Annotated in this window: 11 protein-coding genes; 10 read left to right on the top strand and 1 reads right to left on the bottom strand. The window is 56.9% G+C overall.

Annotated elements, in window-relative coordinates; genetic code table 11:
• Nucleotides 1–312 precede the first annotated feature (312 nt).
• From araB to rluA, 6 genes are all read left to right on the top strand, one after another.
• A complete protein-coding gene (gene araB / locus ABR39_RS06990; RefSeq protein WP_047346331.1) occupies nucleotides 313–2022 on the top strand; it encodes a ribulokinase in 1710 nt (569 codons plus the stop codon).
• A gap of 10 nt (nucleotides 2023–2032) precedes the next feature.
• Nucleotides 2033–3535, top strand: a complete 1503-nt coding sequence (gene araA / locus ABR39_RS06985; protein ID WP_047346330.1) for an L-arabinose isomerase — start codon at nucleotides 2033–2035, stop codon at nucleotides 3533–3535.
• Nucleotides 3536–3621: 86 nt separating this feature from the next.
• Entirely contained in the window at nucleotides 3622–4317 is a 696-nt protein-coding gene (gene araD / locus ABR39_RS06980) for an L-ribulose-5-phosphate 4-epimerase (protein WP_047346329.1), read from the top strand.
• A 116-nt stretch (nucleotides 4318–4433) separates the two neighbouring features.
• Nucleotides 4434–6791, top strand: a complete 2358-nt coding sequence (gene polB / locus ABR39_RS06975; RefSeq protein WP_047346328.1) for a DNA polymerase II — start codon at nucleotides 4434–4436, stop codon at nucleotides 6789–6791.
• A gap of 127 nt (nucleotides 6792–6918) precedes the next feature.
• Nucleotides 6919–9825 (top strand): RNA polymerase-associated protein RapA, encoded by a 2907-nt coding sequence (gene rapA, locus ABR39_RS06970; protein WP_047346327.1) that lies wholly within the window; start codon nucleotides 6919–6921, stop codon nucleotides 9823–9825.
• A 12-nt stretch (nucleotides 9826–9837) separates the two neighbouring features.
• A complete protein-coding gene (gene rluA, locus ABR39_RS06965) occupies nucleotides 9838–10497 on the top strand; it encodes a bifunctional tRNA pseudouridine(32) synthase/23S rRNA pseudouridine(746) synthase RluA (RefSeq protein WP_047346326.1) in 660 nt (219 codons plus the stop codon).
• A gap of 30 nt (nucleotides 10498–10527) precedes the next feature.
• Here rluA and djlA read toward each other — a convergent pair whose 3' ends face one another.
• Nucleotides 10528–11343 (bottom strand): co-chaperone DjlA, encoded by an 816-nt coding sequence (djlA, locus tag ABR39_RS06960; RefSeq protein WP_047346325.1) that lies wholly within the window; start codon nucleotides 11341–11343, stop codon nucleotides 10528–10530.
• Between the two features lie 239 nt (nucleotides 11344–11582).
• Between djlA and lptD the strand changes: the two genes are divergently transcribed.
• From lptD to rsmA, 4 genes are read left to right on the top strand one after another with little or no spacing between them, the layout of a single operon-like run.
• Nucleotides 11583–13934 carry an LPS assembly protein LptD gene (gene lptD, locus ABR39_RS06955; protein WP_047346324.1) on the top strand — a complete coding sequence of 784 codons (2352 nt, stop codon included), beginning with the start codon at nucleotides 11583–11585 and terminating at the stop codon, nucleotides 13932–13934.
• 53 nt (nucleotides 13935–13987) lie between these two features.
• The gene (gene surA / locus ABR39_RS06950) at nucleotides 13988–15274 is read left to right on the top strand and encodes a peptidylprolyl isomerase SurA (RefSeq protein WP_047346323.1); all 1287 of its coding nucleotides are present in this window, start codon (nucleotides 13988–13990) and stop codon (nucleotides 15272–15274) included.
• On the top strand, nucleotides 15274–16260 hold the full coding sequence (pdxA, locus tag ABR39_RS06945) for a 4-hydroxythreonine-4-phosphate dehydrogenase PdxA (RefSeq protein ID WP_047346322.1): 987 nt from the start codon (nucleotides 15274–15276) through the stop codon (nucleotides 16258–16260). Before surA ends, pdxA begins: the two co-directional genes overlap by 1 nt.
• On the top strand, nucleotides 16257–17078 hold the full coding sequence (gene rsmA, locus ABR39_RS06940) for a 16S rRNA (adenine(1518)-N(6)/adenine(1519)-N(6))-dimethyltransferase RsmA (protein WP_010427042.1): 822 nt from the start codon (nucleotides 16257–16259) through the stop codon (nucleotides 17076–17078). Before pdxA ends, rsmA begins: the two co-directional genes overlap by 4 nt.

Genomic DNA, 17078 nt, shown 5'->3' with positions numbered 1-17078 from the left:
AAGGAAACCAATTGTCCATATCATTAAAAGCAGGTCAAAAATGGTCTGCGAAAAGATCCAAAAAGCTTCACGCCTCTTTTACGTCCGCCATGTTTCAGCCTTTCCCCCTGATTTCTCCGCCAGAGCAGGCAGATAAGCAGTAACAAAAGTGTCTATAAGTACGGCAGAAATGTCCACATTGAATATTTGCACGGCGTCACACTTTCCGTTGTAACAGCAATTTAATCCATAAGATTAGCGGATCCTGCCTGACGACTTTTGTCCCCAGTCTCTAATGTTCTTCCATACCTGTTTTTTCGATGGAGCAACACCATGGCAATTGCGATTGGCCTCGATTTTGGCAGCGATTCAGTTCGCGCGCTGGCAGTGGACTGTACGTCCGGCCAGGAGATAGCAACCAGCGTTGAGTGGTATCCGCGCTGGCAAGAGGGGCGCTACTGCGATGCGCCAAACAACCAGTTCCGTCACCACCCGCGTGACTACATCGAGTCGATGGAAGCGGCAATCAAAACCGTCCTCGCTGAACTGACTGACGCCCAGCGGGCAGAGGTTGTTGGAATTGGCGTCGACAGCACCGGCTCCACGCCAGCCCCTGTAGACGCCGAAGGCCACGTGCTGGCGCTGCGCCCTGAGTTTGCCGACAACCCGAACGCCATGTTCGTTTTGTGGAAAGACCATACCGCCGTCGAAGAGGCTGAAACCATCACTCGCCTGTGCCATCAGCCGGGCAAAACCGACTACTCGCGCTACATCGGCGGGATATACTCCAGCGAATGGTTCTGGGCCAAGATTCTGCACGTTACCCGCGCGGACGCATCGGTTGCCCAGGCGGCCGTCTCCTGGATTGAACTGTGCGACTGGGTTCCCGCGCTGCTCTCCGGCACCACGCGTCCACAGGATATTCGCCGCGGCCGCTGCAGCGCCGGGCATAAATCACTCTGGCACGAAAGCTGGGGTGGTCTGCCACCGGCTGCGTTCTTCGACGAGCTCGACCCGATCATTAACAAAAACCTGAAATACCCCCTGTTTACCGACACCTTCACCGCCGATATTCCCGTCGGCACCCTCTGCGAAGAGTGGGCGAAGCGCCTCGGCCTGCCGCAGAACGTGGCCATCTCCGGCGGCGCGTTTGACTGCCATATGGGTGCCGTAGGCGCGGGTGCACAGCCTAATACGCTGGTGAAAGTTATCGGCACGTCTACTTGCGACATTCTAACGGCGGATAAAACCACCGTCGGCGACCGTGCGGTGAAGGGCATCTGCGGCCAGGTTGACGGTAGCGTGGTGCCGGACTTTATCGGCCTCGAAGCCGGACAGTCCGCGTTTGGCGATATCTACGCCTGGTTTGGGCGCGTGCTGGGCTGGCCGCTGGATCGGCTAGCGGCCGCGCATCCTGAACTGAAAACCCAGATTGCAGAGAGCAAAAAACAGCTTCTGCCCCAGCTTACGGTTGCCTGGGCAAAAAATCCGTCTCTCGATCACCTGCCGGTGGTGCTGGACTGGTTCAACGGTCGCCGCACGCCGTTTGCGAACCAGCGCCTGAAAGGGGTCATTACCGATCTTAACCTCGCGACCGACGCACCGGCGCTGTTCGGCGGCCTGATTGCCGCCACCGCCTTCGGTGCCCGCGCGATTATGGAGTGCTTCACCGAACAGGGCATCGACGTGAATAACGTGATGGCGCTGGGCGGCATTGCCCGTAAAAACCCGGTCATCATGCAGGCCTGCTGCGACGTGCTGAACCGTCCGCTGCAGATTGTCGCTTCCGATCAGTGCTGCGCGCTGGGCGCGGCGATTTTCGCGGCGGTCGCCGCAGGCGTGCATGCGGATATCCCGACCGCGCAGCAGCATATGGCAAGCGCCGTTGAAAATACGCTCCAGCCGCAGGCCCAGCAGGCACAACGCTTTGAACAGCTTTATCAGCGCTACCAGCAATGGGCAAAAAGCGCCGAACTTCACTATCTCCCTGTCGCCGCCCCGTCAAAACACACCGCGGAACCGACTGCAACCCTGACCCATTAAGGACACGACGATGACCATTTTTAATAATTATGAAGTGTGGTTTGTGATTGGCAGCCAGCACCTGTACGGACCAGAAGCGCTGCAGCAGGTGACGAAACACGCGGAGCACGTCGTTAACGCGCTGAACGCGGAAGCCAAACTGCCGTGCAAACTGGTGCTGAAACCGCTGGGCACGACGCCGGATGAGATCACCCATATCTGCCGCGACGCGAACTACGACGATAAATGCGCCGGTCTGGTGGTGTGGCTGCACACCTTCTCACCGGCCAAAATGTGGATCAACGGCCTGTCTATCCTCAACAAGCCGCTGCTGCAGTTCCATACCCAGTTCAACGCTTCCCTGCCGTGGGACAGCATCGACATGGACTTCATGAACCTGAACCAGACCGCGCACGGCGGCCGCGAATTCGGCTTCATCGGCGCGCGCATGCGTCAACAGCACGCGGTGGTCACCGGCCACTGGCAGGACGGCCAGGCACAGAAGCGTATCGGCTCCTGGATGCGTCAGGCGGTCTCTAAGCAGGACACCCGCCACCTGAAAGTGGTGCGTTTTGGCGACAACATGCGTGAAGTGGCCGTGACCGATGGCGATAAAGTCGCCGCGCAGATCAAGTTCGGCTTCTCCGTAAACACATGGGCCGTGGGCGACCTAGTACAGGTGGTCAATGAAATCAGCGATGGCGACGTAAGCGCGCTGGTGGATGAGTACGAAAGCAGCTACCGCCTCACGCCTGCGGCACAAATCAACGGCGACAAGCGCCAGAACGTGCTGGACGCGGCGCGCATCGAGCTGGGCATGAAGCGCTTCCTGGAACAGGGCGGTTTCCACGCCTTTACCACCACCTTTGAAGACCTCCACGGCCTGAAACAGCTACCGGGCCTGGCGGTACAACGTCTGATGCAGCAGGGCTATGGCTTTGCCGGCGAAGGCGACTGGAAAACTGCCGCTCTGCTTCGCATCATGAAGGTGATGTCGACCGGTCTGCAGGGCGGCACCTCCTTTATGGAGGACTACACCTACCACTTCGAGAACGGCAACGACCTGGTGCTCGGCTCGCACATGCTGGAAGTTTGCCCTTCCATCGCGGTGGAAGAGAAGCCGATCCTGGACGTGCAGTACCTCGGCATCGGCGGTAAAGCCGATCCGGCTCGTCTGATTTTCAACACTCGTACCGGCCCGGCCATCAACGCCAGCCTGATCGATCTGGGCGATCGTTTCCGCCTGCTGGTGAACTGCGTCGATGCCGTTGAAACGCCACATTCGCTGCCAAAACTGCCGGTCGCCAACGCCCTGTGGAAAGCACAGCCTGACCTGCCTACCGCGTCAGAAGCCTGGATCGTCGCAGGTGGCGCGCACCACACCGTGTTTAGCCATGCACTGGATCTGAACGACATGCGTCAGTTCGCCGAGCTGCACGACATCGAACTGACCGTGATTGATAACGATACCCGCCTGCCTGCGTTCAAAGACGCGCTGCGCTGGAACGAAGTCTATTACGGTTCAAAACGCTAAGCCCTGAATGCCCGGTGGCACGACGTTTACCGGGCCTACGGTTCTGTAGGCCGGATAAGCGAAGCGCCATCCGGCAGGAGACAACAATGTTAGACGATCTCAAACGTCAGGTACTTGAAGCCAATCTGGCGCTGCCGAAACATAACCTGGTGACGCTGACCTGGGGCAACGTGAGCGCCGTTGACCGCGAAAAAGGCGTGTTCGTGATCAAGCCTTCCGGCGTTGATTACGCGGTGATGACGGCGGACGATATGGTCGTTGTCAGCCTCGAGACCGGTGAAGTGGTCGAAGGTAAGAAAAAACCCTCCTCCGATACGCCAACCCACCGACTGCTGTACCGCTCATTTCCGACCATCGGCGGCATTGTGCATACCCATTCGCGCCATGCCACCATCTGGGCGCAGGCGGGCCAGTCCATCCCGGCGACCGGCACCACCCACGCGGACTATTTTTACGGCACCATTCCCTGCACGCGCCTGATGACCGATGCGGAGATTAACGGTGAGTACGAGTGGGAAACGGGTAACGTGATTGTTGAAACCTTTGAGAAACAGGGAATCGACGCGGCGCAAATGCCCGGCGTGCTAGTGCACTCCCACGGCCCGTTCGCCTGGGGTAAAAATGCGGAAGACGCGGTGCATAATGCGATCGTGCTAGAAGAAGTCGCCTATATGGGGATCTTCTGCCGACAGCTGACGCCGCAGCTCCCGGACATGCAGCAAACCCTGCTGGATAAGCATTATCTACGCAAGCACGGCGCGAAAGCGTATTACGGGCAGTAGCTTGTAGGCCGGATAAGCGCAGCGTCAACCGGCAAAACAGGTACTGTATAAAACCCCAGCAAACCCACCTCAACCAGGCTATAATCAAGCCTGGTTTTATTTTATGGGATAACGGCGTGGCGCAGGCGCAAGAAGGCTTTTTACTGACCCGACACTGGCGGGATACGCCTCAGGGCACCGAGGTTGAATTCTGGCTGGCAACGGACAACGGCCCACTGCAGGTCACGCTGCCGCCGCAGGAATCCGTGGCTTTTATCCCAGAGCCTCACGTCGAAAAAGTGAAACAGCTGCTGCGCGGCGAAAACGGCTGGCGTATTACTCCGCTTGAACTGAAAGATTTTCACCGTCAGCCGGTTTACGGCCTTTACTGCCGCGCCCACCGCCAGCTTATGCGCTATGAAAAACTGCTCCGCGAAGCAGGCGTGACGCTCTACGAAGCGGATATCCGCCCACCTGAACGCTTTCTGATGGAGCGGTTTATCACCGCCCCCGTCTGGATCGATGGCTCCCCGCAAAACGGCAAAATTATCAACGCGCGCCTGAAGCCGAATCCGCACTATCGTCCGCCGCTAAAATGGGTGTCGCTGGATATCGAAACCACCCGCCACGGTGAACTGTACTGTATTGGCCTGGAAGGGTGCGGCGATCGGGTTGTCTATATGCTTGGGCCGCCGAATGGTGATGCCTCCGCGCTGGATTTCCGGCTTGAGTATGTCAACAGCCGCCCACAGCTGCTGGAGAAGCTTAACCAGTGGTTTGCCGACTACGATCCCGATGTCCTGATCGGCTGGAACGTGGTGCAATTCGACCTGCGCGTGCTGCAAAAACACGCCGAGCGGTACCGCATCCCGCTGATGCTCGGGCGCGGCAATAGCGAGCTGGAATGGCGCGAACACGGTTTTAAGAACGGCGTCTTCTTCGCGCAGGCTAACGGCCGCCTGATCATCGACGGCATTGAGGCGCTGAAATCCGCCTTCTGGAGCTTCTCTTCCTTTTCCCTCGAAGCGGTCGCGCAGGAGCTGCTTGGCGAGGGCAAGTCCATCGACAACCCCTGGGACAGAATGGATGAGATTGACCGGCGCTTTAACGAAGACAAGCCGGCGCTCGCCACCTATAACCTGAAAGATTGCGAGCTGGTCACGCAGATTTTCTACAAAACCGAGATCATGCCGTTCCTGCTGGAGCGCGCAACGGTAAACGGCCTTGCGGCTGACAGACACGGCGGCTCCGTAGCGGCCTTTAGCCATCTTTATTTCCCCCGGATGCACCGGGCAGGATACGTCGCCCCAAACCTCGGAGACGTGCCGCCGCAGGCCAGCCCCGGCGGCTACGTGATGGACTCCCGGCCAGGATTGTATGACTCCGTTCTGGTGCTGGATTACAAAAGCCTCTACCCGTCGATTATTCGCACCTTTCTGATCGATCCCGTCGGACTGGTTGAGGGCATGGCCCAGCCGGACGATGAGCACAGCACGGAAGGCTTCCTCGGCGCCCGCTTCTCACGGGGAAAACACTGCCTGCCAGAAATTGTGGGCAACATCTGGCACGGCCGCGACGAGGCCAAGCGCCACGGCAATAAGCCGCTCTCGCAGGCGCTGAAAATTATTATGAACGCCTTTTACGGCGTGCTGGGCACCAGCGCCTGCCGCTTCTTTGACCCGCGTCTGGCCTCTTCGATCACCATGCGCGGGCACGAGATCATGCGCCAGACCAAAGCGCTGATTGAATCCCAGGGCTATGACGTCATCTACGGCGACACGGACTCCACCTTTGTGTGGCTCAAGGGCGCACATTCAGACGAGGACGCCACGCAAATCGGCAACGCGCTGGTGGCCTTCGTGAACGGCTGGTGGCAGGAACATTTGCAAAAAGAGCGGTTAACCAGCGCGCTGGAGCTGGAATTTGAAACCCACTTTAGCCGATTTTTAATGCCCACCATTCGCGGTACCGATCAGGGCAGCAAAAAGCGTTATGCCGGGCTCATTCAGGAAGGTGACACGCAGCGGATGGTCTTTAAAGGGCTCGAGACGGTGCGAACCGACTGGACGCCGCTGGCGCAGCAGTTCCAGCAAACGCTCTATCTCAGGGTGTTTCGCAATGAGCCGTATCAGGACTACGTGCGCGAGACGATAGCCAGCCTGATGGCCGGTGAACTTGACGCGCAGCTGGTGTATCGCAAGCGCCTGCGTCGCCCGCTCGCAGAGTACCAGCGCAACGTGCCTCCGCACGTACGCGCCGCGCGCCTGGCGGATGAAGAAAACGTCCGCCGCGGCCGCGCGCCGCAGTATCAGAACCGGGGGACCATCAAATACGTCTGGACGATTAACGGCCCGGAACCCGTGGATTATCAACATTCTCCTCTGGATTACGAACACTATCTGACGCGTCAGCTCCAGCCGGTCGCTGACGGAATTTTGCCCTTCATCGACGACGACTTTGCTACACTAGTGACAGGGCAACTTGGCCTATTTTGACGCGTGACGAAATGGCTGCCATCCAGTACCATAGCGCCCTTTCCATTCCCGGACCCATTTTTCGATGACCGTCTTTTTTGACGGGGTCGAACTATTGCCTGCAATTAAAGATTAGAGCCGAACAACTATGCCTTTTACACTTGGTCAACGCTGGATCAGCGATACAGAAAGCGAACTTGGATTAGGAACCGTCGTTGCCGTCGATGCGCGCATGGTTACCCTCCTCTTCCCTGCCACCGGTGAAAACCGCCTGTACGCTCGCAATGACTCCCCTGTGACCCGCGTAATGTTTAATCCGGGTGACACCGTGACCAGCCATGACGGCTGGCAGCTCAAGATTGAAGACGTAAAAGAAGAGAATGGACTGCTCGCCTACATTGGGACTCGCCTGGACACCGACGAGGCCAATGTCATCCTGCGTGAAGTGCTGCTCGACAGCAAACTGGTGTTCAGCAAGCCGCAGGACCGCCTGTTTGCCGGGCAAATCGACCGTATGGATCGCTTCTCCCTGCGCTATCGCGCGCGCAAGTTCCAGAGTGAACAGTACCGCATGCCGTGGAGCGGCCTGCGCGGCCAGCGCACCAGCCTGATCCCGCACCAGCTGAATATCGCTCATGACGTGGGCCGTCGTCACGCCCCGCGCGTGCTGCTGGCTGATGAAGTGGGCCTGGGAAAAACCATTGAAGCGGGCATGATCCTGCATCAGCAGCTGCTTTCCGGCGCCGCCGAGCGCGTGCTGATTGTGGTTCCTGAAACCCTGCAGCATCAGTGGCTTGTCGAAATGCTGCGTCGTTTTAACCTGCGCTTCTCCCTGTTTGACGATGAGCGCTATGCCGAAGCCCAACACGACGCGGATAACCCGTTCGAAACGGAACAGCTGGTGATTTGCTCCCTGGACTTCGTGCGCCGCAGCAAGCAGCGTCTTGAGCACCTGTGCGATGCCGAATGGGACATTATGGTCGTTGACGAAGCGCACCATCTGGTCTGGAGCGAAGACGCGCCGAGCCGCGAATATATGGCTATCGAGCAGCTTGCCGAGCGCGTGCCTGGCGTCCTGCTGCTGACCGCAACGCCGGAGCAGCTGGGGCTGGAGAGCCACTTCGCCCGTCTGCGCCTGCTCGATCCAAACCGTTTCCACGACTTTGCGCAGTTCGTGGAAGAACAGAATAACTACCGTCCGGTCGCGGATGCCGTCGCCATGCTGCTGGCGGGCAAGCGTCTCTCTAACGACGAACTCAATACCCTGAGCGATCTGATTGGCGAGCAGGACATCGAGCCGCTTTTGCAGGCTGCCAACAGTGAAGGCGAAAACGCAGAATCGGCGCGCAAAGAGCTGATCGACATGCTGATGGACCGCCACGGCACCAGCCGCGTGCTGTTCCGTAACACCCGTAACGGCGTGAAAGGGTTCCCGAAACGCGAGCTGCACACCATCAAGCTGCCTCTGCCAACGCAGTACCAGACGGCGATTAAAGTCTCCGGCATTATGGGCGCGCGCAAAACTCAGGAAGAGCGCGCTCGCGACATGCTCTACCCGGAACAAATCTACCAGGAATTTGAAGGTGATACCGGCACCTGGTGGAACTTCGATCCGCGCGTGGAGTGGCTGATGGGCTACCTGACCGCGCACCGGTCCCAGAAGGTGCTGGTGATCTGCGCCAAAGCGGCTACCGCGCTGCAGCTGGAGCAGGTCCTGCGCGAGCGCGAAGGCATTCGTGCCGCCGTGTTCCACGAAGGCATGTCCATCGTTGAGCGCGACCGCGCCGCGGCGTGGTTCGGTGAAGAGGACAGCGGCGCGCAGGTTCTGCTGTGTTCTGAGATCGGTTCTGAAGGCCGTAACTTCCAGTTCGCCAGCAACCTGGTAATGTTCGATCTGCCGTTCAACCCGGACCTGCTGGAACAGCGTATCGGCCGCCTGGATCGTATTGGCCAGGCGCATGATATTCAGATCCACGTGCCTTATCTGGAAAAAACCGCCCAGTCCGTGCTGGTACGCTGGTTCCACGAAGGCCTGGACGCGTTTGAGCATACCTGCCCGACGGGCCGCACGATTTACGATCGGGTACATGGCGATCTGATCGGCTACCTGGCCGCGCCGGAAAACACAGAAGGGTTTGATGAGCTGATCAAATCCTGCCGTGAGAAGCACGACGCGCTGAAAGCGCAGCTGGAACAGGGCCGCGATCGCCTGCTGGAGATCCACTCTAACGGCGGTGAAAAAGCGCAGGCGCTTGCTGAGAGCATTGAAGAACAGGATGATGACACCAGTCTCATCAGCTTCTCCATGAATCTGTTCGACATCGTGGGCATTAACCAGGACGACCGCGGCGAGAACCTGATTGTTCTGACCCCGTCCGATCACATGCTGGTTCCGGATTTCCCGGGCCTGCCGGAAGATGGCTGCACCATTACCTTCGAGCGTGACGTGGCGCTGTCCCGCGAAGACGCTCAGTTCATCACCTGGGAACACCCGCTGATCCGCAACGGCCTGGACCTGATCCTGTCCGGCGATACCGGCAGCAGCACTATTTCCCTGTTGAAAAACAAGGCGCTGCCTGTGGGTACCCTGCTGGTGGAGCTGATTTACGTTGTGGAAGCGAAAGCGCCGAAACAGCTGCAGCTCACCCGCTTCCTGCCGCCAACGCCGGTGCGTCTGCTGCTGGACAAAAACGGCACCAACCTGGCGGGACAGGTTGAATTCGAGAGCTTCAACCGACAGCTGAGCGCGGTGAACCGCCATACGGGCAGTAAACTGGTCAACGCGGTACAGCAGGATGTACACGCCATTCTGCAACTGGGCGAAACTCAGATTGAAAAATCAGCCAGAGCGCTGATTGATGCCGCGCGCAATGAAGCCGACGAGAAACTGTCTGCGGAACTGTCGCGTCTGGAAGCCTTAAAAGCAGTCAACCCTAACATCCGTGACGACGAACTGGCAGCGATTGAAAGCAACCGTCAGCAGGTGCTGGAAAGCCTGAATCAGGCAAGCTGGCGTCTGGATGCCCTGCGCCTTATCGTTGTGACGCATCAGTAAACGGAGCGCAAGATGGTGATGGAGCCTTACAATCCGCCGCAGGATCCCTGGCTGGTCATTCTTTATCAGGATGAGCATATTATGGTGGTCAACAAGCCCAGCGGCCTGTTGTCCGTGCCGGGGCGCCTGGATGAGCACAAAGACAGCGTGATGACGCGTATTCAGCGTGATTATCCGCAGGCGGAGTCCGTCCATCGCCTGGACATGGCCACCAGCGGCGTGATTGTGGTGGCGCTGAATAAAGCCGCGGAACGCGAGTTAAAACGCCAGTTCCGCGAGCGCGAGCCGAAAAAGCAGTATGTCGCCCGCGTCTGGGGTCATCCCGCGCCGGCGGAGGGTCTGGTAGATTTACCGCTGATTTGCGACTGGCCGAACCGGCCAAAGCAGAAAGTGTGTTATGAAACCGGCAAGGCCGCACAGACCGAGTATGAAGTGCTGGAGTACGCGCCGGATAACACCGCGCGCGTCCTGCTTAAGCCGATTACCGGACGCTCGCATCAGCTGCGCGTGCATATGCTCGCGCTGGGCCATCCGATTCTGGGCGACCGGTTTTACGCCCCGCCTGACGCGCTGGCGTTAGCGCCCCGTCTGCAGCTCCATGCGCAGACGCTCACTATCACCCATCCGGCCTTCGGTAACACGATGACGTTTAAAGCCCCGGTGGACTTCTAAAAAAAAAGCCCGACACCGTCGGGCTTTTTCTTATTTGAAACCTTTCTTCTCTTTAATAAGCTCGTAGGCCTTCTGAATCTCCTGCGCCTTTTGCTTCGCCATCTCCATCATTTCCGGCGGTAAGCCTTTCGCGACCAGTTTGTCCGGGTGATGCTCGCTCATCAGCTTGCGGTAGGCACGTTTGATGGTGGTGACATCGTCCGATGGCTTCACGCCAAGCACGTTGCAGGCATCCTCCAGCGTCGGGCCACGCTGCGCCTGCTGCCAGGTGCCGCCAGACGACTGTTGGTGATAGCCGCCGCCAAACTGCGCGCCGCCCTGCATCATGCGCAGGAACTGATCGAACTGCATACGGGAGATGCCCAGCTCTTCCGCAATGACGTACAGCACGTCGCGCTCATTGGGGTGCAGCGAACCGTCGGCGAAGGCTGCCTGGATCTGGATTTCCAGAAACATCCGAATTAAATCAAAACGCCCGAAGCAGATGCTGCGGAACTGACGCATTTTTTCGCGAAGCGGATAGTTATCCGATTTACCGATGCGAAACGCATTTTGTGCCGCCAGACGAGAGTCACCGTGCAGGTTCATGCGATCCATAAAGACGCTGGCAATCTGAATATCGGCTTCTGTTACGCGCCCTTTGGATTTGGTTAAGTGCCCCATGACCTCAAAGGTGGTGGAGAAAAAGAGGGACTGACGCTCTCGCTGATTGGCAAACCAGGCCATTTTGCGGCTGCGCGCCTTATCAAACATATGGCCGATAATAAGCCCAAGTACAATCCCCCAGAACCCGGCACCCATGATGATGGCGAACGCAACGCCGATTATTTTACCCCAATACTGCATATACTCCCCGGATAGTCATATTCCTGGCCGACGCAACGTCATCATCACTGTGTTCAAGTCACGGTCAATTGAAGGACATCGCCTATAATTTGCTTTATCATACTCGTCATTCGATAGCGAGCCTAACACTCTGGCACGCAAACGGGCAGGATTAACGCTGGTACTGCGCAGATGAGTAAGATAGTCTCTGAGCGTTTGTAAGCCGTAGCCACTGATGACGGAACAATAAAATACAACGTATGAAAAAACGTATCCCCACCCTCCTGGCCACAATGATTGGCACAGCCCTGTACAGTCAACAGGGGCTGGCGGCCGATCTCGCCTCGCAGTGTATGCTTGGCGTCCCAAGTTATAATCGCCCACTGGTGAAAGGCGATACTAATAGCTTGCCGGTAACCATTACTGCAGACAGTTCAAAAGGTACCTATCCTGACAATGCCACATTTACGGGCAATGTGGATATTAACCAGGGCAATAGCCGCCTGCAGGCAGATGAAGTGCAGTTGCACCAGAAGCAGCCGGAAGGTGCGGCCGAGCCGGTACGAACGGTGGATGCGCTGGGTAATGTGCACTATGACGACAATCAGGTCATCCTGAAAGGTCCGAAAGCCTGGTCAAACCTGAACACCAAAGATACTAACGTCTGGAAAGGTGATTACCAGATGGTGGGTCGCCAGGGGCGCGGTGACGCAGACCTGATGAAGCAGCGTGGTGAAAACCGCTATACGATCCTGGAAAACGGATCCTTCACCTCCTGTCTGCCGGGCTCAAATACCTGGAGCGTAGTTGGCAGCGAAGTGATCCATGACCGTGAAGAGCAGGTCGCAGAGATCTGGAATGCCCGCTTCAAGCTCGGTCCGGTGCCCGTGTTCTATAGCCCTTACCTGCAGCTTCCGGTAGGTGACAAACGCCGCTCCGGCTTCCTGATCCCGAATGCCAAATACAGCACCTCGAACTACTTCGAGTTTTACCTGCCGTATTACTGGAACATCGCGCCCAACATGGACGCCACGATCACGCCGCACTATATCCACAAGCGCGGCAACGTCATGTGGGAGAACGAGTTCCGCTATCTGACTCAGGCTGGTGCAGGTCTGATGGAGCTGGATTACCTGCCGTCGGATAAAGTCTTCCAGGACGAGCATCCGACCGAAGGGGACAAACACCGTTGGTTGTATTACTGGCGCCATGCGGGTGTTATGGATCAGGTTTGGCGTTTTAACGTCGACTATACCAAGGTCAGCGATCCTTACTACTTCAATGACTTTGACTCCAAGTACGGTTCAAGTACCGATGGCTATGCGACGCAGAAATTCAGCGTTGGCTATGCGATTCAAAACTTTAACGCCACGGTGTCTACTAAACAGTTCCAGGTCTTTAGTACCCAGACGCGAAGCACTTACGGTGCGGAGCCGCAGCTGGATGTGAACTGGTATCAGAACGATGTCGGTCCGTTTGACACCCGCGTTTACGCGCAGGCGGTACATTTCGTTAATACCAACTCGGATATGCCGGAAGCCACGCGTCTTCACCTGGAGCCGACCATCAACCTGCCGTGGTCTAACGACTGGGCAAGCCTGAATACCGAAGCCAAGCTGATGGCGACACACTATCAGCAGAAAAATGTGGATGATTACAACGCCACTAACAACACCGATCTTCAGGAATCGGTTAACCGTACCCTTCCGCAATTTAAAATGGACGGTAAGCTGATCTTTGAACGTGATATGGGGTTACTGGCCGATGGCTATACGCAGACGCTGGAACCACGGATGCAGTATCTGTATGTGCCTTATCGCGACCAGAGCAACATCCAGAACTACGACTCGTCCTTCCTGCAGTCTGACTATAGCGGCCTGTTCCGTGACCGCACCTACGGTGGACTTGACCGTATTGCCTCCGCTAACCAGTTAACGACCGGTGTCACAACGCGCGTATATGATGACGCTGCCGTTGAACGTTTTAACGTTTCTGTTGGTCAAATCTACTATTTCACCGAGTCTCGTACCGGTGATGACAACATTAACTGGGAGAAAGACAACAAGACTGGTTCACTGGTATGGGCGGGCGACACATACTGGCGTATGACGGATCGCTGGGGTTTACGCGGGGGGCTGCAGTACGATACACGTCTCGACAATGTCGCGACCAGCAGTACTGCCATTGAGTACCGTCGTGATGAAGACCGCATGGTGCAGCTGACGTACCGCTATGCCAGCCCGGAATATATCCAGGCAACATTGCCAAACTATGCGACCAGAGAACAGTACAAAGACGGTATTTCGCAGGTGGGTGGCGCAGCAAGCTGGCCTATCGCCGACCGCTGGTCAATCGTAGGCGCTTACTACTTTGACACGAATACCCATAAGCCTGCCGACCAGATGGTCGGTTTGCAATATAACTCCTGCTGCTACGCGCTGCGCGTCGGTTACGAACGTAAGCTTAACGGCTGGGATACTGACAACAATCAGAGCAAATACGATAACGTGATTGGCTTTAATGTCGAACTGCGCGGCCTGAGTTCCAACTACGGCCTGGGCACGCAGCAGATGCTGCGCTCGAACATTCTGCCGTACCGCAGTTCCTTGTAATGTGCTTGATTTGCAACGTAATCCGCTTTGCGGTTAATTGAAATGGAAAAAGTATGAAGAACTGGAAAACGCTGCTGCTCGGTGTCGCTATGGTTGCGAATACCAGCTTCGCGGCCCCCCAGGTTGTTGATAAAGTCGCCGCGGTGGTAAACAACGGCGTCGTGCTCGAAAGTGACGTTGACGGTCTGATGAAATCGGTGAAGCTCAACTCGGGTGAAGCAGGTCAGCAGCTTCCGGATGACGCCACGCTGCGCCACCAGATCCTGGAGCGTCTGATCATGGATCAGATCGTTCTCCAGATGGGGCAGAAAATGGGTGTGAAGGTCACTGACGAGCAGCTCGATCAGGCGATCGCTAACATCGCGAAGCAAAACAATATGTCTTTAGACCAGATGCGCAGCCGTCTGGCCTATGACGGCATCAGCTACGCCACCTACCGTAACCAGATCCGTAAAGAGATGCTGATTTCGGAAGTACGTAACAACGAAGTACGCCGCCGCGTCACGATCCTGCCTCAGGAAGTAGACGCGCTGGCAAAACAGGTGGGTAACCAGAACGATGCCAGCACTGAGCTGAACCTGAGCCACATTCTGATCCCACTGCCAGAGAACCCAACCTCCGATCAGGCTGCGGAAGCCGAAAGCCAGGCGCGCTCTATTGTCGAACAGGCGCGTAACGGCGGCGACTTTGGCAAGCTGGCTATCACCTACTCCGCGGACCAACAGGCGCTGAAAGGGGGCCAGATGGGCTGGGGACGTATTCAGGAGCTGCCATCCATCTTCGCCCAGGCACTGAGCACGGCGAAGAAAGGTGATATCGTAGGTCCGATCCGTTCAGGCGTGGGCTTCCACATTCTGAAAGTGAACGATCTGCGCGGTCAGAGCCAAAGTATTTCCGTCACCGAAGTTCACGCTCGCCACATCCTTCTGAAACCGTCACCGATCATGACTGACGATCAGGCGCGTGCGAAGCTGGAACAGATTGCTGCTGACATTAAGAGCGGTAAAACCTCGTTCGCAAATGCAGCAAAAGAGTTCTCTCAGGATCCTGGCTCTGCTAACCAGGGCGGCGATCTGGGCTGGGCAGCGGCGGATATTTACGATCCAGCGTTCCGCGATGCGTTGATGAAGATGAACAAAGGCCAGATCAGTGCGCCGGTACACTCTTCGTTTGGCTGGCATCTGATCGAGCTGATGGACACCCGTAACGTTGATAAAACGGATGCGGCGCAGAAAGACAGAGCCTACCGTATGCTGTTTAACCGTAAGTTCTCTGAAGAAGCGGCAACCTGGATGCAGGAACAACGCGCCAGCGCTTACGTGAAAGTTCTGAGCAACTAATGAAACAGCATCGTGTTGTTATCACTCCCGGCGAACCCGCCGGGATTGGGCCTGACCTCGTTGTCCAGCTCGCCCAGCGCAGCTGGCCGGTAGAACTGGTCGTCTGCGCTGATGCAACACTGTTACAAGACCGGGCAACGCTGCTCGGTCTGCCTTTAACGCTCATCCCTTACGTTGAAGGCCAACAGCCTGCACCGCAACAAGCCGGTACGCTCACGCTTCTCTCTGTTCCCCTTCGTACGCCTGTCATCCCGGGCCAGCTCAGCACGGAAAACGGTCATTATGTCGTTGAAACCCTTGCGCGCGCCTGCGACGGTTGTCTTAAGGGTGAATTTGCCGCTCTGATTACCGGCCCCGTCCACAAGGGTGTGATCAACGAAGCGGGTATTCCATTTACCGGGCATACGGAGTTCTTTGAAGAGCGCTCGCACAGCCCGAAAGTGGTGATGATGCTGGCAACCGAGGAGATGCGCGTTGCCCTCGTGACAACCCATCTGCCTATTAAGGCCATTCCGGATGCCATTACCCCGGAACTGCTGCGGGAGATCATCGGGATCCTGCACCATGACCTGCAAACTAAATTCGGCATCAAGCAGCCGCACGTTCTGGTTTGCGGCCTGAATCCGCATGCGGGCGAAGGTGGACACATGGGTACAGAAGAGATCGACACCATCATTCCGGTGCTTAACGAAATGCGGGAAAAAGGGATGAACCTCAGCGGGCCACTGCCTGCGGATACCCTTTTCCAGCCGAAGTACCTGGATAATGCCGATGCGGTGCTCGCGATGTACCACGATCAGGGCCTGCCCGTGCTAAAATACCAGGGCTTTGGCCGCGGGGTGAATATCACCCTCGGTTTACCCTTTATTCGAACGTCCGTTGACCACGGTACTGCGCTGGATCTGGCAGGCCAGGGGAAAGCGGATGTCGGCAGTTTTATTACGGCGCTTAATCTCGCCATCAAAATGATTGTTAATACTCAATGACTAATCGAGTCCATCAGGGCCACTTAGCCCGTAAACGTTTCGGGCAAAACTTCCTTAACGATCAGTTCGTGATCGAAAGCATTGTCTCGGCCATTAACCCACAAAAAGGTCAGGCGATGGTCGAAATCGGCCCGGGCCTTGCCGCCCTGACCGAGCCGGTCGGCGAACGCCTCGACGAACTAACCGTCATCGAGCTGGACCGCGATCTGGCCGCACGCCTGCAAACGCACCCGTTCCTCGGGCCGAAGCTGACCATTTATCAGCAGGATGCCATGACCATGAACTTTGGCGAGCTGTCGGAAAAAATGGGCCAGCCGCTGCGCGTCTTCGGTAACTTGCCGTACAACATTTCCACCCCGCTGATGTTCCACCTGTTTAGCTATACTGATGCCATTGCCGACATGCACTTCATGTTGCAAAAAGAGGTTGTTAACCGTCTGGTTGCAGGCCCGAACAGTAAAGCGTATGGTCGTTTAAGCGTGATGGCGCAATATTACTGCAACGTGATCCCGGTGCTCGAAGTTCCGCCATCCGCCTTTACGCCGCCACCGAAAGTGGATTCCGCGGTTGTACGCCTGGTGCCGCACAAAACGAAACCGTACCCGGTGAAAGATCTGCGTGTACTGAGCCGCGTTACAACGGAAGCCTTTAACCAGCGCCGTAAAACGATTCGTAACAGCCTTAGCAATTCGTTCACCGTTGAGGTGTTAGCCGAGCTGGGAATCGACCCGGCAATGCGTGCGGAGAACATTTCCGTTGAGCAGTACTGCAAGCTGGCTAATTACATCAGCGAAAATGCGCCGCCGAAGGAGAGTTAA

This window comes from Enterobacter genomosp. O (genome assembly GCF_001022965.1).
In the GTDB taxonomy this organism is placed as follows: Bacteria; Pseudomonadota; Gammaproteobacteria; order Enterobacterales; family Enterobacteriaceae; genus Enterobacter; species Enterobacter cloacae_L.
Note: the sequence above shows the minus strand (reverse complement) of the source record. Positions and strands in the feature narration are given on the sequence as shown.

Bases quoted from the DNA above. Each gene is read 5' to 3' on its own strand.
- djlA (WP_047346325.1), bottom strand. From the start codon at position 11,343: ATGCAGTATTGGGGTAAAATAATCGGCGTTGCGTTCGCCATCATCATG.
- rluA (WP_047346326.1), top strand. From the start codon at position 9,838: ATGGTGATGGAGCCTTACAATCCGCCGCAGGATCCCTGGCTGGTCATT.
- araA (WP_047346330.1), top strand. From the start codon at position 2,033: ATGACCATTTTTAATAATTATGAAGTGTGGTTTGTGATTGGCAGCCAG.
- rsmA (WP_010427042.1), top strand. From the start codon at position 16,257: ATGACTAATCGAGTCCATCAGGGCCACTTAGCCCGTAAACGTTTCGGG.
- pdxA (WP_047346322.1), top strand. From the start codon at position 15,274: ATGAAACAGCATCGTGTTGTTATCACTCCCGGCGAACCCGCCGGGATT.
- araD (WP_047346329.1), top strand. From the start codon at position 3,622: ATGTTAGACGATCTCAAACGTCAGGTACTTGAAGCCAATCTGGCGCTG.
- lptD (WP_047346324.1), top strand. From the start codon at position 11,583: ATGAAAAAACGTATCCCCACCCTCCTGGCCACAATGATTGGCACAGCC.
- rapA (WP_047346327.1), top strand. From the start codon at position 6,919: ATGCCTTTTACACTTGGTCAACGCTGGATCAGCGATACAGAAAGCGAA.
- surA (WP_047346323.1), top strand. From the start codon at position 13,988: ATGAAGAACTGGAAAACGCTGCTGCTCGGTGTCGCTATGGTTGCGAAT.
- araB (WP_047346331.1), top strand. From the start codon at position 313: ATGGCAATTGCGATTGGCCTCGATTTTGGCAGCGATTCAGTTCGCGCG.